We start from the raw sequence: 21,023 nt of genomic DNA on the forward strand, positions 1-21,023 counted from the left end.
TGTGAATGCCCGCACGAAGAAGCCGCCTCATCGGCGCCTTCTTTGGCTGGCGAGACACACACCTCGACAGTTCAAAATATAGATCAATTCGGGTTTGATATGTCAAGCGGAAACCGTGATGTATGTAACGCACGGTTTCCGCTGGAGGCAACGCCGACCGCTCCCTACAGTGCGGTCCATGCAAAAGCAATCACATATCAAAGCAATGCCTCGCGTAGTGAGAGGCAGGCTTGCCGCAGCCGCGGCTTTGTTCGTTAGCCTGACGGCTGGAGCAATAGCTGCAGACGTATCAGAGAAGGTTGCGGCGCAGATCAAGGCTGGCGTCAACGCAAACACGAACGGAGCGGTGCGTGTAGAGCAAATCAATACAACACCACTCACCAACATTTATGAGGTGATTTCCGAAGGGGAGATATTCTATGTGAATGAAACGGGTCGTTACAGTTTTGTTGGCGGCTCGTTGATGGATTTGAAGAGCAAAACAGACCTGACCGCCTTGCAACAAGACAAGAGGATGGTCATCCCATTCAACAAGCTTCCCCTGCAGCACGCGATTAAGGAAGTGCACGGAGATGGAAGCCGTGTGATGGCGCTCTTCGAAGACCCGTTCTGCCCCATCTGCCGAGTCTTCACAAAGTTCGTCGACCAGATCGACAACGTGACGATCTATCGTTTCATCTTCCCTATCACTGACCGGCGAAGTCAATCTCTTGCACGTATGGCCTGGTGCTCACGCGACCGTGCCGGCGTGTGGAAAGCCATCATGGACGGCGCACGGCCGCAATTGCCCGAGTCGTGCAACACCGATGGTTTGGTTGAGATCCTCAAGCTCGGCGAGCGCTATGGCATGAACAACACGCCCACCGTGGTGCTGGCAAGCGGCAAGCGCTTGGTTGGCGCCACACCGCCCGAGCAATTCATGGATGAGTTGGAGCGTGGCGGTCGTTTGAAGGCGGACCAACGATGATCGCGCCCGCCTCCGTTCGCCCCCTCATTTCTGCCCTATTCCCTGCGCTTGCCATTGCCATGGCGACAAGCTCTCACGCGCAGTCCTGGGAGATCATGCGAGAAGTCGTCTTCGACAGCTCGGTGTTTTCGTCCACGGGTACAGCGGAGGACCGGGAGATCCTCAAGACAGTTTGGGCAACAGAGCTTTCCGCTCCACGACTGGGCAGTGCAGGAAAGCGCATGCCTGCGTTCGCGCTGCTGGGTGACGCCGCAACCGCTGAGGGCAAAGTCATCTTCAGCATGTTCGCCGCTGCGGGCAACACACTTTGCCTGGATGCACCAAATGGCGCGGCAGCCATGGACATCTACAGTGTCTGCACCATGCGTGTCATCGCTTGGCCGCCTCGGCCTGGACTGCGCGCCATTGAACTCCCCGGCTACTGCATGTTGTACGCCAATACCGACCGATCGCAGAACCGCGTCGAGTACCGCATAGAGCAGACCCAGCCAGCCCTGACGATTCGATTCCGCGCATGGCAGTTCGGCAAAGTCATTCCCGCATGCAATCGCGCCATGCGCCTGAGCTAGACATGAGCTGCCGCTTTTTCCCGCGACTATCCAAGCTTGTGTGGCTATTGCCAGCCGTGGCTCTGGCCGCCATCGTCAGCTCTGCAGACATTACCCAAGCCATTCAAAACTCGCCAAATGCGAGTGCCTGGCTAAAGCAGAACGCGCAGGCTGTGGCCAACCTCGCTATCAACGTTGAATCGGGCGGCAACACCAGCGCGTTCAACGGCAGCTGCTGCTATGGCGTCCTGCAGATGAACAGGACAAACATCGCCAAGTATGCAGGGGTGACGCCTGAACAGTATCGCCAGCTGCCCCTGCAGGCCCAGATCGATGCTTGGTCCCAACTGACCGCCGACGCCATGCGTTCCGGGGTGGTCCGCCAATTGATTGGCTTGGGCACTTTTGATGGGCGCGCCGTCGACGGGAATCTGGTGCTCGCTTGCGTGCAGCTTGGCATCGGCAACTGCCAGCGAATGATTAACTCAGGGTCTTGCCGTGGCTTTGCCGACAGCAATGGCACATCTATATGCGACATGGCCGCCAGGATGGCCAATGGACGACCTACCAACCCAGGCAACACCAACCCGCCCGGAAACGGCTCTGGAAGCACGGGTGGCAACGGTGGCACAGGGTTGAGTGGCAACAGCTGCCCGCGAGACGTCACCGGCGCATGCATGGAAGTTTCGGCGGCAATGCAGCAAGGCTTCCTGCAGGGCTCCGGGATACAGATGCCCAGCCTCAAGCAAATGCTGCTTGCAGGAAGCGGCGCGTTTTTCTTTCTTGTCACAGCCAGTGCCTTCAGCGGCCTTTACGGTCGCTACACCTCGGGACGTGTTGCCACGGGCGAGCTTGTGCACTATCTCGTGAAAGGCACAACAACCTTGCTCATTGGGCTGTTGGCCCTCTCGATGCTGTGAGGCGCGGATGTTTAGCCTAGCCCACATCACTCGCAATCTGCTATTAGCAGCCCTCGTCGCCGCACCTGGCCTGTCCCTGGCCCAGGTGCCGCCGAAAAAGCTCCCGACCTACGACTGCCTTCGCGGAAATTCCAGGTCTGCCCACTGTGAGCAACTGCTCCGCAACTATTGGCAGCACGAGCCGGCCATTCGCGCGATCGCTGTTCACTACGGACTGGAACCTGCGCTGCTAATGGCTCTCGTGGCTATCGAGAGCCAATTCAACTCGCGTGCGAGATCGCCTGCAGGTGCTCTCGGTCTCACTCAAGTCATGCCAGATACAGCCCGTGGCGAAGGCTTGCAGGACCCAAAGGTGAACCTGTATCAGCCCGAGCTTGGGCTGGCCACCGGCGCAGCTTACCTGCGAAAGATGTGGTTCGAGTTTAGAGACTGGGAGCTGGCACTCGCCGCATACAACGCCGGCCCTGGCGCCGTGCGTAAGCACAAAGGCATTCCGCCGTACCGCGAAACACAAGCCTACGTCCCCATGGTTCTCGCTTTGTACCGCGAGTTTGCCTGGGCAGACGCCATGGCCCGAGCAAGCAAATGAGGAACGCAATGAAATTTCATCACCTAGGACGATGCGTGGCAGCTGTCGCTGTTGCGCTTACTGCCTGGCCGACCATGGCACAGGAAGCTGAAGGCACCAGCGCCAAATCAACGCTCCTGCAATCAGAAATCGAAGTCACATGGCAGGACAAGGCGCAAGGCCTGGCTCAACTCTTGGCAGATCGGCTGGGCGTTCCCTTCAGCAGCCCAGTACCACTGGACACTCAGGTGTCCGTCAAACAGGCAGGCGGCTCCACGGTCGCCAATCTGATCTCGACGGTCAACAGCCAACTCCCTCCAGGGATCAAGCTTCAGCTCACCGAAACTGCTGCTGGCACCAAGCTGGAAGCAGTAGCAGCGAGCGCACCGACTACAGCGGTGGCCACTGCAGTGGTACAGGGAAGCGCACCATCGCGCGCGCAGATTGAGGGACTGTTCACAACCAGCGCAGTTCCAGGCTCGGGCTCGTGGGTGGACCAGGCGCGCCAACACTGGAAAGCCTCCTTCACTGACGGCTCTGGACAGCCTGCACGTCGCTGGGAGCTCAAGCTCCAGGACGTAACGCTGAACAAGGCCTTCACACGCTGGGCCGCAGAAGCCGGCTATCGCGTGCGCTGGGATGCGCGCAAGCATGTCGTGATCGGAAGCCCCGAGACCTACGAAATGCCATTCGAGCAGGCCGTGACCGCCGCCCTGTCGTCACCAGGCATTCAAGCGAGCGAATACCCGCTCGATGTCTGCTTCTACCCCAATAACCCGCCCTTGGCCCGTATCACCCGCCGTGGCGAGCAAGACAAGGAATGCACCCAATGATTCTGGCCAACCTAAAGCACAGCGTCGTACCCACGGCCCTCGTTTCTGCTCTGCTGCTCGCAGGATGTGTCTCGCCCGCAGTCACCCAGCAAGTTCGTGGCCACATTGACAGCTCCATGGAGGCCGCAGGTGTCATGAATCGGAGCCTGCGCGTAGAAGAGTCCACACAGGGCCACAAGACTGCCACAAATGCAGCGGCAGCCCGTCAGCTCTCGCCCATCGTTGCGCGCCGTGCATCGCGTCCATGGATCGGCTCGGAGATGATCGAGATCAGCTCCGAAGACTCCCTTCCCGCCATCTTCGATGAAACCTTCAAGCTCATCAGCTTTGAAGACAAAAGCACTGGCGGCAAGGTCAGCCTCGCAGTTTGGGCCGAACGCATGTCCCGCATAACTGGCGTTCCGTTTCGCATCAAGCAGGACGTATACAGCTCGGCGTCATCGGCAGTCGCCTCTAGCCCAAGCACCGCCCAGCCGGCCAAGCCCGCGACCGCCACAGTTGCAGGAATGAGCATGCCTGCACCTCTGGCCGCTGCTGGCCAGGCGAGCGTCGAGGTCATACGCCCTGGTCCAAACCTCCTGCTCGACACGGTTGAGATGGACTGGAAGAACAACACGCCGCGCGGCATCACTGAGTTCGTGACAGCCAGGCTGGGACTGTCCTATGCGTATCGCGATGGCGTGATCATTATTGAGCGCTACGTCACAGAAACCTTCGAGATCGCCGCTCTTGAAGGAAGCAAGGACTTTGCTATGAATTTGCAAGGTGGCTCAACCTCGGGCGCAAGCAGCACCACCGGCGCCACCGGCAATTCCCAGTCAAATTTCCGCATCGACGAAGCTGGATCACTGGACATCTTCAATTCATTCATGAATAGCCTGCAGCAGATGGTGGCTGCGGTGCCCGGATCATCCATCGCTATCAACCAGGGTACCGGTAGGTTCGCGGTGACGACGACCAAGGAAGCCATGCAGCGCATCCGCCAAGTGGTCAAGTCCGAGAACGAGTCGCTGACACGCCAGGTCCGCATTCAGATGGACATCTACTCCATCACGACGAAAGACGGCGACGAGAAAGGCGTGAACTGGGGCGTGGTGCTCAATTCGCTGACCTCCAAATGGGGCGCCACCATTGATTCGCCCACTTCGCTGGTGGGCGACACGGCTGGCCAATTCGGGATGACGATCCTCTCTTTGGCAAATGGAGGCAACCCGAACAGCGGCACGGTAGCACGCTGGGGAGGCTCACAGGCGGCCATTCAGGCGCTGAACGAGTATGGCACCAACATCCAGCATCGCCCCATTGAAATGCAGGCGATGAACCGCCAATGGGCTCGAAAGACCAACCTCAACGACCGTTCATACGTGTCTGAGACGCTGCCTTCAACCTCCACTGCAGCCGGCTCAGGGTCAGTGGGCATGAAGACTGCCAATGTCACTACGGGCGATCGCTTCATGATCCAACCCGCGATCTTGGACAACGGCTCAGTGCAGTTGAGATTCGGCATCAGCATGACCAACCTGGTGGCGATGACTGAGACGACCTCGGGCCAGGGTACTTCGATCTCAAGGGTCCAAAACCCCGAAAGGTCAGGCATCGACGATCAATCGACGGTCATGCTCAAAGCTGGCCAAGTCATGGTCCTCACCGGCATGGCCCGCTACAAAGCCAAAGACAACCGCCGCCGTCTGGCTGAAGGTTGGAGTTTGCTCGCTGGCGGCTCTGACGCGCAAAGCCTGGAACGTGAGGAATTCCTCGTTGTGGTTCGTCCTGTGCTCATGAACTGAGGCCACCATGAGCGCATACCTCATTGAGCGGCGCTATGTGATCGGCGTGACTTGGCAGCAGACTGTCCAAGCCGTGAATCTCAAGAAGCACGCACAACAACTTGCCCGCAAGGGGAAGGCGGACTACTACTGTACGGTAGCACCAGCCACCGTGGGCACCGCGAAACTCAAAGTCTCCAACCAGGGGGAAAAGCTCATCGCCTTGGCTACCGGCGTGGCCGCCTTCGCCAATGGCCATGTGTTTGCAGCCATCAGGCTCCCACAAGGGATCTGGATCTGCGCCGCAATCGACGGAGCACCAGCGACTGGCTTCGATGCGCTGGTGACGGACGAAGAAGCGGCTCGCGCGCGGCTGGCTGCATTTGAGCGCTTGGCCACCTCGTCCATCTCACTGTTCACGAGTGAGCCAGATTTACTTTACCCTGCCCCACAGGTTCAGCCCGTAACGCTGAGCCAGGTCATCAGCGCAGCAGCCAGTAATGAGGCAAGCGAGCCCTTGGCCAAGGTCGGCACCAGCATCCCTCCAGCTGTGCTCTACACCGTCGCCGGCGCGATCCTTTTGCTCGGGGGAGTTCGTGCTTGGGACTATTGGCAACTGGAGCAAAAACGCCAAGCAGAGCTCTTGGCCAACGCCAATGAGCTGGACCCCAAGACAGCATGGACTCAAGCCTTCCAAGCATATGCACAGGAAAAGTCTACCTACGGGCACGAAGCGCTACGCGCATTGCGCGAAGCCACTGAAAAACTACCCACCAGCATCGCGGGGTGGCGCCTAAAGGAGACCGACTGCAAGCCAAGCGCTGGCAGCACTTGGGGCTGCACGCTGAAATTCGAGCGCACCGCAGACGTGGGTCTCGACCCCACCAACGAGGACTTCGACCGCTTGCGCCCACGCGAGTGGACGGTCCGCTATTCCACAGTGGATGAAATAGAGGCTGTGATGCAAGTGTCAGCGCCTGCACGCCGCCTCAATTTCGATGAACTAACCCCACTGGCCACCCAGCAAGTACGTGGTCTCAGCTCGTTGCAGCTCATCTTGCGCGCTTTCAGCGGAAAAACCATCGGGCCATTCCAGCCGGAAGCAGTTCCTGCACCGCTCAACAAGGTCGGAGAGCCCGTGTCCATGCCTGCCGAGCTAGGGCTGGCCATCTACAAAGCTGCGTTGACCAACCTTAGCGGCCCCTTGCTCAGCGTGGATCTGCTGATCGCTCCAGAGGTGCCAGTGGCATGGACCTCATTCAAGGTTGACTTTGCCCGCCTGCCAAACGACTGGCAGGCCAACGGCGAAGCGTCTCTCAAGAAAAGCCTCATGACGGCCACATTGGCCGGAGAAATCTATGCAAAGAACTAAGCCCGCCGTTGCAGCCGCGCTGATTGGCTTCGCTATGCACGCTGCCGCCCAGGATCTCGCTGCGGCCGCATCGCAGCCACAGCCAGGCTATGGCTTTGCTCCAACCGTGAAGAAGCTCATGCAACTCGAAGCCGATAAAGCCGTTGAGGCTGCGCTCGGCCAAACGGGCGGCTCCGCTCCTTCAGCCGCGGCTCCACAAGCACCTGCACCAACGGTGCAGCCAGCCGTAGAAGTCCCGCCAGAGCCTCGCCCACTTCTTACCCTCGATGGCATCTACGGGCGCGGAGGCCGCTGGACGGCCGAGGTCGCTATCGACGGTCGAATCTACGCCTTTATGCCTGCAGAGACGAAGGCAGGCTACACAGCGAAGCGCATTGATGCGCGGTGCATCGAACTGCAGCACAACAAGTTCCCGCAGAAGCTCTGCAGCGACCGCTGAGGAACCAAAGATGCAGTGGCCATTCTTCTCACGTCAACGCTCAACAGTCCCAGCTCCACCGACTGCGACCACTTTCGTCCTCAGTCAACGTGTCATAAAGACCGAGACCGAGCTGCTCAAGGAAGTGAGCTTCCATCGCCCGCTCGGGAAGGACAAGGACATCAACCTGGCGGGAAGTCTGGCCCAGCACATCTGTCCTCTCGAAACACGAAAAGACAGCAAACAGTTCATTTTGCTCGTGAGCAACCGCCACCGAAGCTCGCAAGAACTACGGGCTACGACCGAGCTCCTCCTGTCCAAAAACTACCGTCTCGCACCAGGCGCCAACGTCTATCTGGTCGAGAGTGAAACCATCATCCATGCCGTCTCGCGTGGCCACATCGACGGGACCCAGGGGGAGCGCCTTCGCAACATCTTGGGCGACAGGGCAAAAGCCGGCTACTACCAGTCGTTCGAGGAACTGGTGCGTTACGGCGTAACCAACCGCGCCTCTGACATTCACCTGAACATCTTCACTGCCCAAGCACGCAGCGAGGTCCGGTTCACCATCGAGGGCAAGTACGTGGCCCCACCACGCTTCCACTTGCCAACTGCCACGCTTCTGTCCATCGCTGGAGTCGCGTACCAAACTGCCAAGGGCGTCAAAGACCCCGTTTTCAATGGCACTGTCGAATCCCAGTGCCGGATCTTCATCGATCTGGCCGAGTTTGGACAGTTCATGCTGCGCTGGGCGTCGATGGCCTGTGACGAAGGCCCGCAGATAACAATGCGGATCACGCCCATTAATGCCAAGAAAGAACCGCTGACGCTGGAGCAACTGGGCTACCTCCCTACACAGATCGCCATGCTGATGCGAGCCATGCGATCCGAGGGCGGTGCAATCATCCTCTCGGGGGTCGTTGACTCGGGCAAATCGACAACGATATCGACACTACTCAGTGGAGTTCCAAGCACGCGCAAAGTGATGACAGTGGAAGACCCGCGAGAAAACATCTTGCCTGGCAGTCACTTCCACCAGAACACAGTGAGTCGCGACCTTGAAAGCGATGAGGACCCTTTCAAGCCAAAGAAGAGAACATTAAAGCGAACCGCTCTTAACGATCTATTCATCGGCGAGATTCGTGACCAGCAAACCGCAGCACTGCTTCAAGATGCTATCGAATCGGGTACTAACTGCTACACGACTGTGCACGCTCGTAATTGCATGGGTATACCAGCACGCTTGATATCGCCAGGTATTGGCATTGACATCGATGTCGTTTCCACACCAGGGAACCTCAAGCTGCTGGGATATCAGGCGCTACTTCCGAAAAACTGCCCAGGCTGCAAGCTAAAGGCCACAAAGCTCCTCCAAGGTGAAGACGCAATAGAGTGGGAAGATTACTTCTCACGCATCAAACGTCTCTACGGCATTGAACCAGAGAAAATATATGTCAGAAACCCCGATGGATGCGATAAATGCCGGCGTGATGGATTGCCTGAACTGAATGGGCTACTTGGTCGCACCGTGGTCGCCGAGTTGGTCGAGCCTGACGACCATTTCCTAGAATGTATCCGCGACTCCAAAACAATTGAACTGAGCCGGTATCTGGCGTCATTGCGCACCTCACGATATGACGATCCAGATATGACCGGAAAATCTGCAATGGACTGTGCCATATACAAAATGAGCAAAGGTGAAATAGACCCTAGAGAGATCGAGCCTCGATTCATGTCATTCGTCACCGTAGAAAGACGCCGTGAAATGGCTGCAGCTCACACAAAGAATCTTCAATCAATTAAGAAGCTGCAGGCTGTGTGATGCGATCCATAATTGATTTTTTCTCGCCATTAAAACGCGCGGCACGACAATTTAGAAGGCATCGTGCCGACTATTACGAGTATCTCGCTGACGTGCTTTCAGATTCCGATGGGCGAATCCTTATGCACGACATATTCGTAAAGGATGCTCAACGCTACGCACCAAAGAACCGTTGGCAGAAGCTCCGTCCCCATCCCCGAGCAGTGCTTTCCGAATACTGGGCAGGCAAGTTTCTGGACACTGGCACAGACATCGGCGCAACTTGGCGAGGCACGCTGCCCGATGCAGACATGCTGATTATTGCGTCAGCAGCTAACCACGGAGGCACTGGATCAGTACCGGATGCATTGAAAGAGGCTGCGCGCTTGGTGAGAGTGGTTGATGAGGCCCGCAGCCTATTTCTCTCCATCATTGCTGTAGCAATATTCGCAATTATTGTTGTCCTTGCAACTCTCACAAGCGTGCCAGCTTTTGTGTGGCCACAAATTAAGGCTACCTTCGATTTTGTACCTGAAACACTTTATGGTCCGCATGCATTAGATCTGAACCATTTCTCCAAGGTCTTCGCCTCATACATCATTCCTCTAGCAATAGGAATACTAATACTTTGCATCGCATTTAGTTGGTCTTTGACACGTTGGAGCGGACGCTCTCGTCAATGGGCGGAAAAGCTCATTATCTACCGTGTCTACCGAAATTATCGCGGTGCGATGTTTCTTTCGACCTTATCTACCCTGGTGAAGCGAGGCTCAGGTCTCAACCTTCGAGAAGGCATACAGGCAATCTCATTGCAGGCTGAGCCTTGGCTGCAATGGTATTGCCAACGCATTCAAGAAAATATCGAACTCGGCATTGTGGACGGTAGGCTTTTCGATGTAGGTCTAATGGAGCCGGATGCTCTATATTACTTGTTTGATATTTCTGAAGCAAAGTCTTTAGAAGCCGGCCTTCAATTAACCGGTCGTCGCACAGAGCGCGATATGGGAAAGAGCATCAAAAAGCGTGCATTCATCCTTCGATGGGGCATTCTGTTTGTATCGTTAGCAATAGTCGGCTGGGTTGTTTTCAACACATTTTCTGCCATTCAAGAAATGACCGATGCCGCAAAAATGGTTTTCCTGTAAGTCTATTTCAACCTGCTTTATCAAGGAGCAAAAAACTATGCAAAGCTTTATTAATCAATCTCGTCGCCTGCGCAATACATTTCGACGTAAAGGAAAAGAAGACGGCTTCACGCTGATCGAATTGATGGTCGTTGCGGGCATTATCGTGATCCTCGCAGTGCTGGCATTTCCCGCGCTGCAAGGCCTATATCGTGAATATCGTGCGCCGTACTTTGCGCGAGACCTTGCCAAGGCCGTAGCGTCGATCCAGGGCGCAGCAAACACGGTGGCCACCGCGACGCCATATACAGGCGTGACAACGGCCACGCTGGCCAGCGCACTGAAAGACTCAGCTTTCAGCGTTTCCGGCGCTACTGCGACCCACTCCATACAAGCAACCGGATTGAACCCCCAGGCAATTGCCGTAACCGGCACGCCTGGCGCCAACCTGCTGGTCACGGTCTCAAAGGTGCACGAGAAGGCCTGCATGCCGATGATTACGCAGATGGTGCGAGCAGCTGAGAGCATCAAGGTTGGAACGGTCGTCGTAAAGGCCGCTGGTGGCCAACCTGCTATCGCGACGCTGCAAAGCAGCTGCGCGGTGCCGGCGGGCGTCGACATTGAGTACACCTTCCAATAACTCCCCCGCACGCCGTGCCACATCTGGCACGGCCAAAGGACACTATGCTGCGCAAGCGCCCTCATCGCAAACAACAGGCTGGCTTCCTCCTGCTTGAGCTCATCGCTGTGCTTGGCTTGACCGCTGTTCTCGGCGTCTATGCATCCAAGGAGGCAATCGACAAGATCAACAGCGGCCGCGCAGAAGCTACCGGCGTCTACCTCTCGACGCTCAAGGATGGACTGGACAAGTTCCTTAACCTCAATGCCCAGGCCCTTGCCATGGGATCGGTTGTGGCCGGCTTCTCCGACCCCCTCGCCCCCACGGTCGACGAGTTGCGCACTGCCAAGTATTTGCCTGTCTCATTTCCGCTCATCGACCCTATGAGACGCCGGCAACTCATCACGGTGGATCGATCTGGCTGCCCAGGATCGACATGCTCGCTGACCGCCTATTCGTATAGCCACCTACCACTGACTGCCAGCTGCAACGGATATGCAACCGATGGAGCCTGCGCGGCTGCTGCAACGGGCTCCGTTTGGCATGTGCAAGCTGAAGAGATCAGATCCGCTAGCCAGGGGTATGGCACTACGGTGACCTTGCTTGCCCCCAGTCGCCTGCGTGGGAGCAGCTGTGACTATCCAACTCCAGGGGGCGCAGGCCCAGCCACTTATGGCGTTTGCACGACCAGAACTGCAGCGATCTATTCTCAATTTGTACGCATCCGAGACGACCGCGATCCCGATCTGCAAGGCGACTTGAGCGTGGTGGGGAAAGTGAAGTCAGGCTCGCTCGTGTCTCAGTCGTTGTCGATCAGCAATGGACCAACCGAGATCACCAGCATCAACAGCAGCGGCGACGTGACGGTTAAGAACGGCTCTGGCATCCCAACAGCTGGCATATCGATGAGCGATGGATCTGGTCGAGCCTATGGCCAAGTCATCAAGCCAACTAGCATTCAAATCAAGGGTAACTGGTGCGCAGGAACAAATCAACAAGGCGATATTGCCCAAGACGCAAATGGCCAGGGGCTCGTGATGTGTATCGGCGGCTACTGGAAGGGAATATCGCCTCAGAAGGATGCAGTATCAGGCGGGTGGTGCCCACAGAATGGTGGAGTGGCGTGGAATACCCAGGACGTAGCCCTCTACTGTTCAGGCAATCAATGGGTGACTCTCGCAGATCGATTTGGGAAAAAGGTTTTCTCTGATTCCTACTCTGCATCGAACGGAAGCTGGATACCCAAACCGACATGCCAATCGGGTACTAGCGGATCAATGATTATGTTACTCCCAAAAAATCAGAGCACCGATGCAGTAAAACTAAACCATTATGCAGCTGATTATGGAAGTGCATGGGTAGTGTCAATTGTTGATAATGCTGGCAATGGTGCTGCCGGCGAGGCCATCGCCCAAACATACTGCATCTATTATTAGGAGAGATTATGATAGCCAAGAATATTCTAGCCTTCTATCTGGGCTTGCTCGTGGTGTCTGCAAGTGCTCAGACATATGACTCTACTGGTCCTGTAAGACTTTGGGCACCAAATAATTCCGGCGCTGGTGCGACTGAGATTGTTCAAGTCCCAGGATACGGATCATTCACTGAAGGAGGGGTAGTGAAGGGCTACGATATAGTTGAAAGCAACGCCGGTAACTGTTCCGCAAGTCAATATATTGGTGTCTGCTCCGCCAAAAAAGGCGCTCCTGGGTATAGATACTACCAATGGGAGGTTTGCCCGGTTGAAACTGTTAAAGTCCAGATTCATGTGGTAGGTACTTGGCATACCTGCGGAGATTAAAAAAGGGAGCTTAGGCTCCCTTTTTTATCTGTCTACTTAATTTTGCTTCCCTGTTTTGAAAGTGAAGCTGGTGGTAAACGGTTTAGCATCTGCAGTCCCACTAATTGCTACAGAGTAGCTTGTATCTTCTGCCAAAGGCAGATCAGGAATAGCGAAGGCTTCAGAGTTGGCAACCAGTTTATGTACGTCATCCGCTGAATTCAGGATCTTCACAGCCACGGATGTGCTTGCTCCAACTGCCGTAATAGATGCTTTGGAAATTTCAATGCTGCCTCCAGCTGCCGACGCAAGCATGATAGGGGTTCCCATGGGCGAAGCATTGAAATCACGAGCAGGATATGGGCTAGGAATCTCTGTTGTGAAAATTGGAGATACGCCGTCGATACCGTCGCAAGGGAAGCTGCGGATCTTCCCCCCCGTGTAAACCGGAGCATTGCTGCCTGCAGGCACTCCAAAGTTAACGACAGCAGCCGCATAGTACATGGTCTCACCGGGCAACGGTGTGAGATTTCCTGACGCGGAATATCCAATCCCCATTTCTGACCATTCTTTTGTAGCGCCGCTGAGATGATAAACAGTAGAAAACAAACTGTTGATCAACGCTTGTCCCGTTGGGGCATCTTTAGATATTTTGATACCTGACGGGCTTGTTCCGGCCAACAATGTTCCGCCGTTATTAGACCCTGCTATTTCGGCGAGCACAGAAGGCTGATAGCCAGCTGCATTAGCGCGATTGAGCAACGTCGCGCCCGTGAAATTAATGTTTCCGCTGTTCTGGGTGTGTCCGATCGTGCTATTTGATTGAAGATAAATAGCATGTCCATTAGCAGCGGTGTCAAGCAGGCTATTCTGCTTAATGGAGCTAAAGCCGCATGTCGTGCGGAAATTATTAATCGTCGAGTAAATATCAACCTTGTCTTTTTCGGTATAGGTTGACTTCTCAATTGCCGTCGGATAGGCACTATTAGACGGAGGAATGACCTCGGCCGGAGGTGTAGAACCGCCGTTGTTGTTGCTACCACCTCCACTGCTGCTGTCGCCGCCACCGCCACCGCCACATGCGGCGAGTACACAGGCAATTGCCACAATAGAAAGGGTGCTAGAAATCTTCATATGGAACCTCTGTTTCAAATATGGAGCCGCGCTCGATGTTTCAAGTAATCGAGGGCTAAGAACTTATGGGAGTCTTTGAAGTGATGCGACAGCCTGTATGGACTGTGCTTGGAAGAATATGGCGTTATTTCATTGGTACTCCGCGTGGGACATATCTTGTGGGCTTCTCACAAGGGGTGACGCGAAGATTTCCAACGAAGCCTTGTGTAACTGTGCGTGACAATTGTATGTCTGTCAAGTGCCTCCAAAATAAAAAAAATGACCACAAGCTGTGAAAACAGCTTGTGGTCAAAATGGGCTACATCGTCAAAAGGTCTCTCGCGAGAGCCATCTCAATGCTTTCGCCCTCGTTGTCATTGAGAACGTCCAGTCCACTTTCAGGCATATCTCCGGAGGTGGACTGCGATACCGCGATTTTCTTGGCCATGAGGCGCAGGCATTCCATTTGCGAAGTGCCGGCGTAGCCAAGGAAGATCACGCGAACATCATGCTTCTGACCAATGCGCCAGGAGCGCCTGGCCGCCTGAAGCATCGTGTAGACATTGAATCCCGATTGCATGAAAGCGATCGTTGGGAACTCAAGCAAATCCAGGCCAGTCTTCACCAGTTCGGGATTGGTGATGAGCACATCGATGCCTCGCTCTACCTGGTCTGCTACCCAGTCTTCACGCTTGGCCGCATCTACGCTGGCACGCAGCACAGCTACCTTGAACCCCCTGGCTTCGAGCAGCATGCGCAACCGGGCCGTGGTGTCGCGGGTGCCTGAATAGATTGAATAGACCAGGACCTTGCGGCCGAGGGCTTTCTCATCCATGCAGAGCTCAATGAGCTTGGCCTCTTTCGGAGTGCATTCCACATCATCGAACAGAGCCGGCTGCATGTGCAGCAGCTCCTTGCTTCTTGGATGCCTCACCGTTTCCGAACGAAAGCAGCATTCTGGCCATGCAAGCAATACGTTCATGACCACACCCAACAGCGTGCTGTCCTTCATGGCCAAGGCCTGCTTAAGGATCTGCACCAGTTTCATCGACATAGCGACGTATGCCTCGGCTTGGTCATCGCGCATTTGCACGTCAACAAAGGACTCGTCATACGCCGGCAGCACCTTCTGCCCAATGTCCCGCAGCTTTAGGAATACCGTAATGGGAAGCACGTAACGCAAGATACCCACAGGGCCGAACCCTGGAGCCTTGCTTGTGCGAACAGTCACGCCTTTGCCCTTGGCCGTGCGGTGGGAAGTAGTTGAGGTCTCTTTGTAGATGTCCTTAAGCACTCCATGCACGCGCATGAAGCCCATGGTCGCGGCAGCCATGGAGCCGGTCTTGGATGGCTTGAAGCCGTCCTCGATCAGCACCCTGGGATTGACGCGCCAGAGCAGGTGAAAAAGATCATCCGCATAGCCGCCCATGAGTGTGCCCGTCAGCAGCAGCACTTTTTCGCACTGGCTGGCCAACACGCCCATTGCCTGACCCTGGGCCGAGCCCTCGTTTTTGTACTCGTGTCCTTCATCGACCACCAGCAAACCAAAGTAGTTGGTCGGCAGATAGCGCTTGATGAACTCCGTGGGCTGATAGCCGCCCTGCCCGATTGAAAACTCGAACGTGGCCAGGCTTCGCTCCATGCGCTTCGCCTGCTTGTCGCTGAATACCAGCTCCCCGTTCTCGTCCATCAAGTTCAAGAACTCGTAGACGTTGTCCTCCAGCATCGCAGCCAGTGTTTTCTCTCCAAATTTGCTGAGCAGCCGCTTCGCAGAAACCGGGCCGATGGTTGGCATCTGCTGAAGTGCGTTGACCACCAGATCGGACATGGAGTCGATGGGCCGCCCATTGCGAATCAGCGTCCACAGCGTCGAGTTGCAGTGTTCGCACTTTCGCCGGCGGTCACTGAGGACCTGCTTGGCCAAGGGCACGGACATGGGCAAGGTCTCGTCGTCATCGCCCTTCGATTCGAGCGGCCGCATGCAGCAGGGGCAGCATGCAGCCACGAAACGCTGGCCACCAACGAGGATGGTGCGTTCGATAAAGGACGGACGCCAATGAAACCCCATACGCATCCGCACACGGCCCAGCACGAAGAACTCCGGCTGGCTCGTTGTGATGCCCAAGCGGGCACGCATCTGCAGCAGCTTGCGCAGTGTGTCCGGGCCATTCAAGATCCAGACCCGAGCGCCGGGTACCGTGTCAAGAATCTCGCGCCGCCACTTGTAGACAAGGTGCGGCGGTGAGATCACAAGCGTGCGCGGATTACGTCGCTGCAGCTGCTGAAGCAGCACAGACACGCAGATGGCCATCATGGTCTTGCCCGTGCCCATCTCCGCGTTTAACACCGCAGCCGGCTCGCCTCGATCAGCCAGGAGCTTTACGATGGCCTGAACCGCTTCGGATTGCTCTTTGAATGGCTTGCGCTTCAAATTGTCGAGGATCTGCTGGCGGGCCAGCCAGGCCTCGGACAGTTGGTCGCGCTGCGGTAAATAGACAGGCGGGTTCTGTGACCGGACCTGATCGAGCAGCCCTTGGCCAAACTCGCGTATGAAATCTCCAAGGGGCAGGGTTTCATCAATCACTTCGGCCAGGAAATCTGCGCCTTCGATCGTGCCAAGTTCATCTGCGACTTCCTGTACCACCAGGGCGGCCTTGGCCGCAGTAGTCGATGCCTCTGTCACAGCGGGCTCAGCAATTGCCAAATCGTTCATTGTTTGCTCCAAAAAAATGAGCGCACACCCCACAAAGGAGTGCGCGCCCAACGGTTAGATGAATGAAGGTGAGAAAGGCCTCTGGCGAGGCCTTGATGGAGTTAAGGAAGGAGAACGCGGTTGCGAACGCCCTCACTTACATGCCGAATGAAGTGATCAGAAATACTTACACGCAGCGCGCGAAGATTTCCGATGCGCGGATAGAGGCCACCCCCGAGCTCGTGGACAGCGCCCTTCTCTCGACACCAGGCAATCAAGGGTCCTTGCCAGTGATCGAGCAGCGCGATGGGAGCCAAGGTTTTCACCAGAGCCCACACCTTCGCCTCGATGCCGGCGTCGACGTTGGACACCACCCAGCCAATGCGGTTGGGCTTGTCGATCTCCTGTAAGCGTTTGTCGTAGACGAACAGATGGTTCAAAGATCCAAAGAGGTTCTGACGCGGTAGACGGCCGGTGAACTTTCCCAGGCGCTCCGCAGATCCAACCTGGACATGGTTACGCGTTCCTTCAGGGCTCACCAACGTGAAATCCGTGATTCCGTGGTCAGTCCTGCCCAGCTCCATAGCCGCGATGAACTGCATGGCAGAAGCATCGCGCCCATAGAACGAGAGAAACATGAGCTCGCCCTCATCGTTCCGCAGGCAAGCGTCGGCCCATAGATCCGCGAAACCCTCTATACGGTGAAGCGCTCTTTGCATGAAATGCTCCTTTTATGGAGCAGCCCACAAGGGGCGTGCCCCGTGTGGGTGGATGAAAGACTATGGATTCGGTATCCAGAGCCAGGCGGCGACGTAGGTACCGTCTTCCGCCGGCGCAACCAGCGGCAAGGGATCGATGACGCAATGGTCATCGGAGTGGATCTCCCTGGCACGGGCGATTGCATCGGCGCACTCAGCGCGATTCAGATCCTGGTTGTTGAGAAGCCTGCCGAGCTGCGTGACAGCACCGGCAAGGTCGCCCGACTCCCAGGAGTCAACGACATCCCGCGCTGCTTCCTCCAGCTCATGCATGGGCAGCCGCCTTGCGTTTTTCCAAGGCGTCGTAGTGCATCTCGACCTGCAGTTTGAGGTCCTCGATCTGGGTCAGCGCCTGCGTATGCTGTTCGCGGACAACCTTCTCAGTCACACGCTTAGGCTTTGAAGCCACGAGCGTCTTGCTGAAATCGCCATCGCCGCCGAAACCCATTACAAAGCGCTTGAAACCTCCCTCCACCAATGACACAGAGGCCGATGTGACGAGGGAGCTATTTAACTTACGTGTTAAGACGGTGAGCACACGCCGGTCGCCGAGATCAATCTCAGTGTTCCCGCGGTGGCCATCACGGATGTTGTTAGAGAAAGATGTGTTCATGGATCGCTCCTGGTTGAAGTGGATAGAGCGAGCCCCTCCCCTGCGGGAAAGGCCCGCACGGGTGGTTGAAGAAATGCCAAGGTCTCTCGACCTGGTGCGCTTTCGTGGCTCAGCGCGCCTTAAAACCGCTTCTGATAGGTCAAACGGTTTTCCGCAGCTCACCCTATAGGTAGGCTGGGGAAAACCGGCTGTAGCCGGTTCTCATGGGTTTAATGGGTCGTATCAGAATCCATCACTGATGCATGGCTTGCTGCTGGAAGCAAGCAGGCCAAGCGCCAGTGACAGATCGAGTGAAACCAGATTGCGAAACGTCCGGTCCGATTCCGTCATGCGCTCCCCGAGATGAAGCATGACGTTCTCAAGACTGGCTGATGCATCACATGCCTTGTTGAGCGCATCCAGGATCTGGGGGATCTTGGCGGGCAACTCTGCAAGCGCTTCGAGCATGAGCTCGTCCTGCGTCGTCAGCCCCTGCAGATGGAGGCTGAGGATGTGTTCAAGCAGCTGGACGGTATTCATCGAGCTCGCCATCAATATTCCGAGGGCAGCAAAATGGTCGTGACCGCCCAATCTGCGTCGGTTATGACCCATACCTTCTTATCGCCTACCGAGTAGGAAGACATGAGACGGCTTCTGTCTAAAAGCGCCCGTCGATTCAATGACTTATCTGACTCGTCTAAGTCCCCCCAATCCCCGCGCACATGCCTAGAGAGCAAGTCGTACGGATTGAGGGCGAGACGACGAAGTAGATCGTCGACTCCAACTGTGGCCACACAGCGGCCCAACTGAAAAAGTGGAGCTGCCGCCGTAGTAGGTGATTGTGTTTGCATGATGGTCCTCGTTTAAGAAATCGGGGACCACCGGCCCTAGGGGCTAGTGCCCCCAAGGGTGGTTAGATTTACAGCGTGTTTCCCGTAAGGAACTACGTTGCGCGTGCTTCAGCGCTCCATTCGGATGGAAGCATCAGCTTCGTCACCGACCAGTCAGCACTTGTCAGTACCCATACATACTCGCTGTTGACGAGAAATGCAGATAGTCGCTGGCCACGCGCCGCTTCCAAGTCGCGCGCAAGCATGACCAACTTCGTGTTGGCCAGCTCGCCTGGATCGCCACAGATGTGCCGCTGCAGGAGCTCGTGGGGATTGATGGTCCCCTGGCAAATTAGGTTGTCTAGGCCCAGCGTTGCTACGCATCGGCCCGGTCGAAACAGCGGTGTGTCATAACGCTGCGCTGGTTGTGCTGGCTTCACAGCATTTCTCAAGGTCATCTCCAATCAAGTGAATGAACGAGGACGACCTTCCCTGGGAAAGTGTCCCCAGGGGGTTGCGGTTCGCTGGCCGAGGCCAGCAGTGGTTAAAGAAAAACTATGCGACGTTGACGATCCGACCCAGCCGGTGGTCGGGTGTGAACTCGATGGCATTGATGACGGGGACGAATCGGTCCAGCATCACCGTGGTTTGCGATGCTTGACCTTTCTCGTCAAAGTCAACGGACACCTTGCGCTCCTTGCGCTTGTAGGTATCCCCCTTTATCAGGAGCGTTCTGCCGCCGGCGCCGTGGATCATTCCGACCACCTGGCCAGCCGCAAGGGCAAGCGCAAGGTGCCATGGCGTCAGATCGCGCAACGGCGGTCGACAAGCGCCGCCGACCTGACTGAACTGCGATGAAAGCCCGCTCCAAAGCAGACTCGATTCATACTTGTCCAGCTCGTCGCCGAGCTGCTCGGCATCGATCTGCACAGCGTGGAAGTCGAACTCCTGATCGACCTGCAGCGCAGGAATGACATATGGCTCCAACTCCCAGGAGTCTGGAATGACAGGGGCGCCCTCTTCCGAGGCCTGGGCCTCAGTCAGTGGCTGCAGGGCCGCCTTGGTGGCATGGGTTGCCCGGCAGCGCTTGCCAATCACAATGCATTGTCGAAACTGCTGCACTGGCGCCATGAAGATCCGCAGATCCTCAAAGTTGCGCACCAGGTAGCTGCGTATTTCGTCGTCGAGCGCGTAGTGCGGAATGATGTAGACAAGCACTCCGCCATAGGCGAGATATGGCAAGGTTTTCCGAAGAAAGGTTCGCTCCAGGCGCTCGGCCTTATCAGCCTCCGCCAACAGCGAGCGCTGGGCTGATTGATCGGCTACGCCGAAGCCATAAGGCGGATTTAGAAACAGCAGGCCCATGCTTCTCGGCTTGAGCACGACATCGTGCACGTCCGAATGAATCACACGGTCGAGGATTCCCTTTGCATGACGCGCTCTGTCACGGTCGAGCTCGATGCCAAAGGCCTCGGCACCGCCGATTCGCCCTCGATCGACGGTCAGTAGCTGCCGTAAATCGGCGAGCGCGCTGCCCTCGCCGCAGCAAGGGTCAAACATGCGTATACCCCCCTTCTCGGGCATCTGCAGCAGGTTTGAGATCCGGCGTATGGATTCCTCGTCCGTGGGGTAGTAGCCGTTTTTGACATAGTTGTGCGCCAGGCGCGAGAACATTAAGGCCATGGGCAGCTCCAGAAATAGAAAAGCCAGTCTCCTTATGGAGAGCTGGCTTGGTTAAAGAGGTGGTACGTCAGTACCGCTTAGAACGGGATCTCGTCAGGATCAAGACCCACGCCGGTAAGTTCTTGAACCTTTCCGTAGATGTCGAGGCGCGGCAATGCCCGCTTCAAGGCTTCTCGGTAGAGAGGGTTAGAGCGTGCATGCACCGCGATGACGGACGCTGCTGACTGCTGAGCAGGCAAGTCTTGAATGCGGCGAAAGGCCACGGTATCGGCAAGCGCCATTACGTCTTCAACGTCTGGCGACTGCAGCTCCTCAATCTCAGCACGCATCTCTAGGCGACGCATGATGTGAAAGAGCGCCTCATGATCGAACAGCCTCTGCACGGTCGACAGCATGCTGCCGCCTTCATGCATCCATATGCCATTGACATACCGGATCTGCTCCACGGTGCGGTCCATGAGACGACACTGGAAGGCTGTCAAGCCCAGCTCAGTTGCCTTAGCAATAGCGTCCTTCGCGATATAGAGCCGGTATTTCACCTCCATATGCGTGTCGTAGACCTCGTAGCGATGCGCGGGCTCATTCTGAGTCCACAGGAGAAGCTCTTTGAACGCAGCTTCATTTGCACTAATAGACATA

Annotated in this window: 20 protein-coding genes; 12 read left to right on the forward strand and 8 right to left on the reverse strand. The window is 56.3% G+C overall.

Features of this window, described 5'->3' with window-relative positions; genetic code table 11:
* The first annotated feature begins 205 nt into the window (after positions 1-205).
* Genes F0P97_RS13315 through F0P97_RS13370 form a run of 12 tightly spaced genes read left to right on the forward strand, consistent with a single transcriptional unit; the run spans position 206 to position 12,372 of the window.
* Positions 206-967: a DsbC family protein gene (locus tag F0P97_RS13315; RefSeq protein WP_003075104.1), complete on the forward strand. Its 762-nt coding sequence runs from the start codon at positions 206-208 to the stop codon at positions 965-967.
* Positions 964-1,536, forward strand: a complete 573-nt coding sequence (locus tag F0P97_RS13320; RefSeq protein ID WP_003075103.1) for a hypothetical protein — start codon at positions 964-966, stop codon at positions 1,534-1,536. Before F0P97_RS13315 ends, F0P97_RS13320 begins: the two co-directional genes overlap by 4 nt.
* A gap of 2 nt (positions 1,537-1,538) precedes the next feature.
* Positions 1,539-2,435, forward strand: a complete 897-nt coding sequence (locus F0P97_RS13325) for a hypothetical protein (protein ID WP_224648116.1) — start codon at positions 1,539-1,541, stop codon at positions 2,433-2,435.
* Between the two features lie 7 nt (positions 2,436-2,442).
* Positions 2,443-3,024: a lytic transglycosylase domain-containing protein gene (locus tag F0P97_RS13330; protein ID WP_003055011.1), complete on the forward strand. Its 582-nt coding sequence runs from the start codon at positions 2,443-2,445 to the stop codon at positions 3,022-3,024.
* Between the two features lie 8 nt (positions 3,025-3,032).
* Positions 3,033-3,836 carry a TcpQ domain-containing protein gene (locus F0P97_RS13335; protein WP_224648119.1) on the forward strand — a complete coding sequence of 268 codons (804 nt, stop codon included), beginning with the start codon at positions 3,033-3,035 and terminating at the stop codon, positions 3,834-3,836.
* Entirely contained in the window at positions 3,833-5,623 is a 1,791-nt protein-coding gene (locus tag F0P97_RS13340) for a hypothetical protein (protein ID WP_003055007.1), read from the forward strand. The genes F0P97_RS13335 and F0P97_RS13340 overlap by 4 nt, the downstream gene beginning before the upstream one ends.
* A gap of 7 nt (positions 5,624-5,630) precedes the next feature.
* Complete coding sequence (pilO2, locus tag F0P97_RS13345; RefSeq protein ID WP_003055006.1) at positions 5,631-6,974, forward strand: type 4b pilus protein PilO2; 1,344 nt, start codon at positions 5,631-5,633, stop codon at positions 6,972-6,974.
* Complete coding sequence (locus tag F0P97_RS13350) at positions 6,961-7,413, forward strand: hypothetical protein (protein WP_003055003.1); 453 nt, start codon at positions 6,961-6,963, stop codon at positions 7,411-7,413. The genes pilO2 and F0P97_RS13350 overlap by 14 nt, the downstream gene beginning before the upstream one ends.
* A gap of 10 nt (positions 7,414-7,423) precedes the next feature.
* Complete coding sequence (locus tag F0P97_RS13355) at positions 7,424-9,214, forward strand: ATPase, T2SS/T4P/T4SS family (protein WP_149356094.1); 1,791 nt, start codon at positions 7,424-7,426, stop codon at positions 9,212-9,214.
* On the forward strand, positions 9,214-10,338 hold the full coding sequence (locus F0P97_RS13360; protein ID WP_003055000.1) for a hypothetical protein: 1,125 nt from the start codon (positions 9,214-9,216) through the stop codon (positions 10,336-10,338). The genes F0P97_RS13355 and F0P97_RS13360 overlap by 1 nt, the downstream gene beginning before the upstream one ends.
* Complete coding sequence (locus F0P97_RS13365; RefSeq protein ID WP_232538232.1) at positions 10,313-10,957, forward strand: prepilin-type N-terminal cleavage/methylation domain-containing protein; 645 nt, start codon at positions 10,313-10,315, stop codon at positions 10,955-10,957. Before F0P97_RS13360 ends, F0P97_RS13365 begins: the two co-directional genes overlap by 26 nt.
* A gap of 44 nt (positions 10,958-11,001) precedes the next feature.
* Complete coding sequence (locus F0P97_RS13370; protein ID WP_182287048.1) at positions 11,002-12,372, forward strand: type II secretion system protein; 1,371 nt, start codon at positions 11,002-11,004, stop codon at positions 12,370-12,372.
* A gap of 401 nt (positions 12,373-12,773) precedes the next feature.
* Here the strand turns inward: F0P97_RS13370 and F0P97_RS13375 are convergent, their stop codons facing one another.
* The 8 genes from F0P97_RS13375 to F0P97_RS13410 all read right to left on the reverse strand — a co-directional run bounded on the left by F0P97_RS13375 (position 12,774) and on the right by F0P97_RS13410 (position 21,022).
* Positions 12,774-13,850 carry a CAP domain-containing protein gene (locus F0P97_RS13375; RefSeq protein WP_003054996.1) on the reverse strand — a complete coding sequence of 359 codons (1,077 nt, stop codon included), beginning with the start codon at positions 13,848-13,850 and terminating at the stop codon, positions 12,774-12,776.
* Positions 13,851-14,148: 298 nt separating this feature from the next.
* On the reverse strand, positions 14,149-16,542 hold the full coding sequence (locus F0P97_RS13380; protein ID WP_003054995.1) for a DEAD/DEAH box helicase: 2,394 nt from the start codon (positions 16,540-16,542) through the stop codon (positions 14,149-14,151).
* Between the two features lie 101 nt (positions 16,543-16,643).
* Entirely contained in the window at positions 16,644-17,159 is a 516-nt protein-coding gene (locus F0P97_RS13385) for a hypothetical protein (RefSeq protein ID WP_232536002.1), read from the reverse strand.
* A 141-nt stretch (positions 17,160-17,300) separates the two neighbouring features.
* The gene (locus F0P97_RS13390) at positions 17,301-17,552 is read right to left on the reverse strand and encodes a hypothetical protein (RefSeq protein ID WP_003054993.1); all 252 of its coding nucleotides are present in this window, start codon (positions 17,550-17,552) and stop codon (positions 17,301-17,303) included.
* Positions 17,545-17,892: a hypothetical protein gene (locus F0P97_RS13395; protein ID WP_003054992.1), complete on the reverse strand. Its 348-nt coding sequence runs from the start codon at positions 17,890-17,892 to the stop codon at positions 17,545-17,547. Before F0P97_RS13395 ends, F0P97_RS13390 begins: the two co-directional genes overlap by 8 nt.
* 222 nt (positions 17,893-18,114) lie before the next feature.
* The gene (locus tag F0P97_RS13400; protein ID WP_232536003.1) at positions 18,115-18,411 is read right to left on the reverse strand and encodes a hypothetical protein; all 297 of its coding nucleotides are present in this window, start codon (positions 18,409-18,411) and stop codon (positions 18,115-18,117) included.
* An 845-nt stretch (positions 18,412-19,256) separates the two neighbouring features.
* Complete coding sequence (locus F0P97_RS13405) at positions 19,257-20,384, reverse strand: DUF6094 domain-containing protein (RefSeq protein ID WP_003054986.1); 1,128 nt, start codon at positions 20,382-20,384, stop codon at positions 19,257-19,259.
* 77 nt (positions 20,385-20,461) lie between these two features.
* The gene (locus F0P97_RS13410) at positions 20,462-21,022 is read right to left on the reverse strand and encodes a hypothetical protein (RefSeq protein ID WP_114862565.1); all 561 of its coding nucleotides are present in this window, start codon (positions 21,020-21,022) and stop codon (positions 20,462-20,464) included.
* Between the last annotated feature and the right edge of the window lies 1 nt (position 21,023).

Source organism: Comamonas testosteroni, from assembly GCF_014076415.1.
GTDB lineage: Bacteria > Pseudomonadota > Gammaproteobacteria > Burkholderiales > Burkholderiaceae_C > Comamonas > Comamonas testosteroni_F.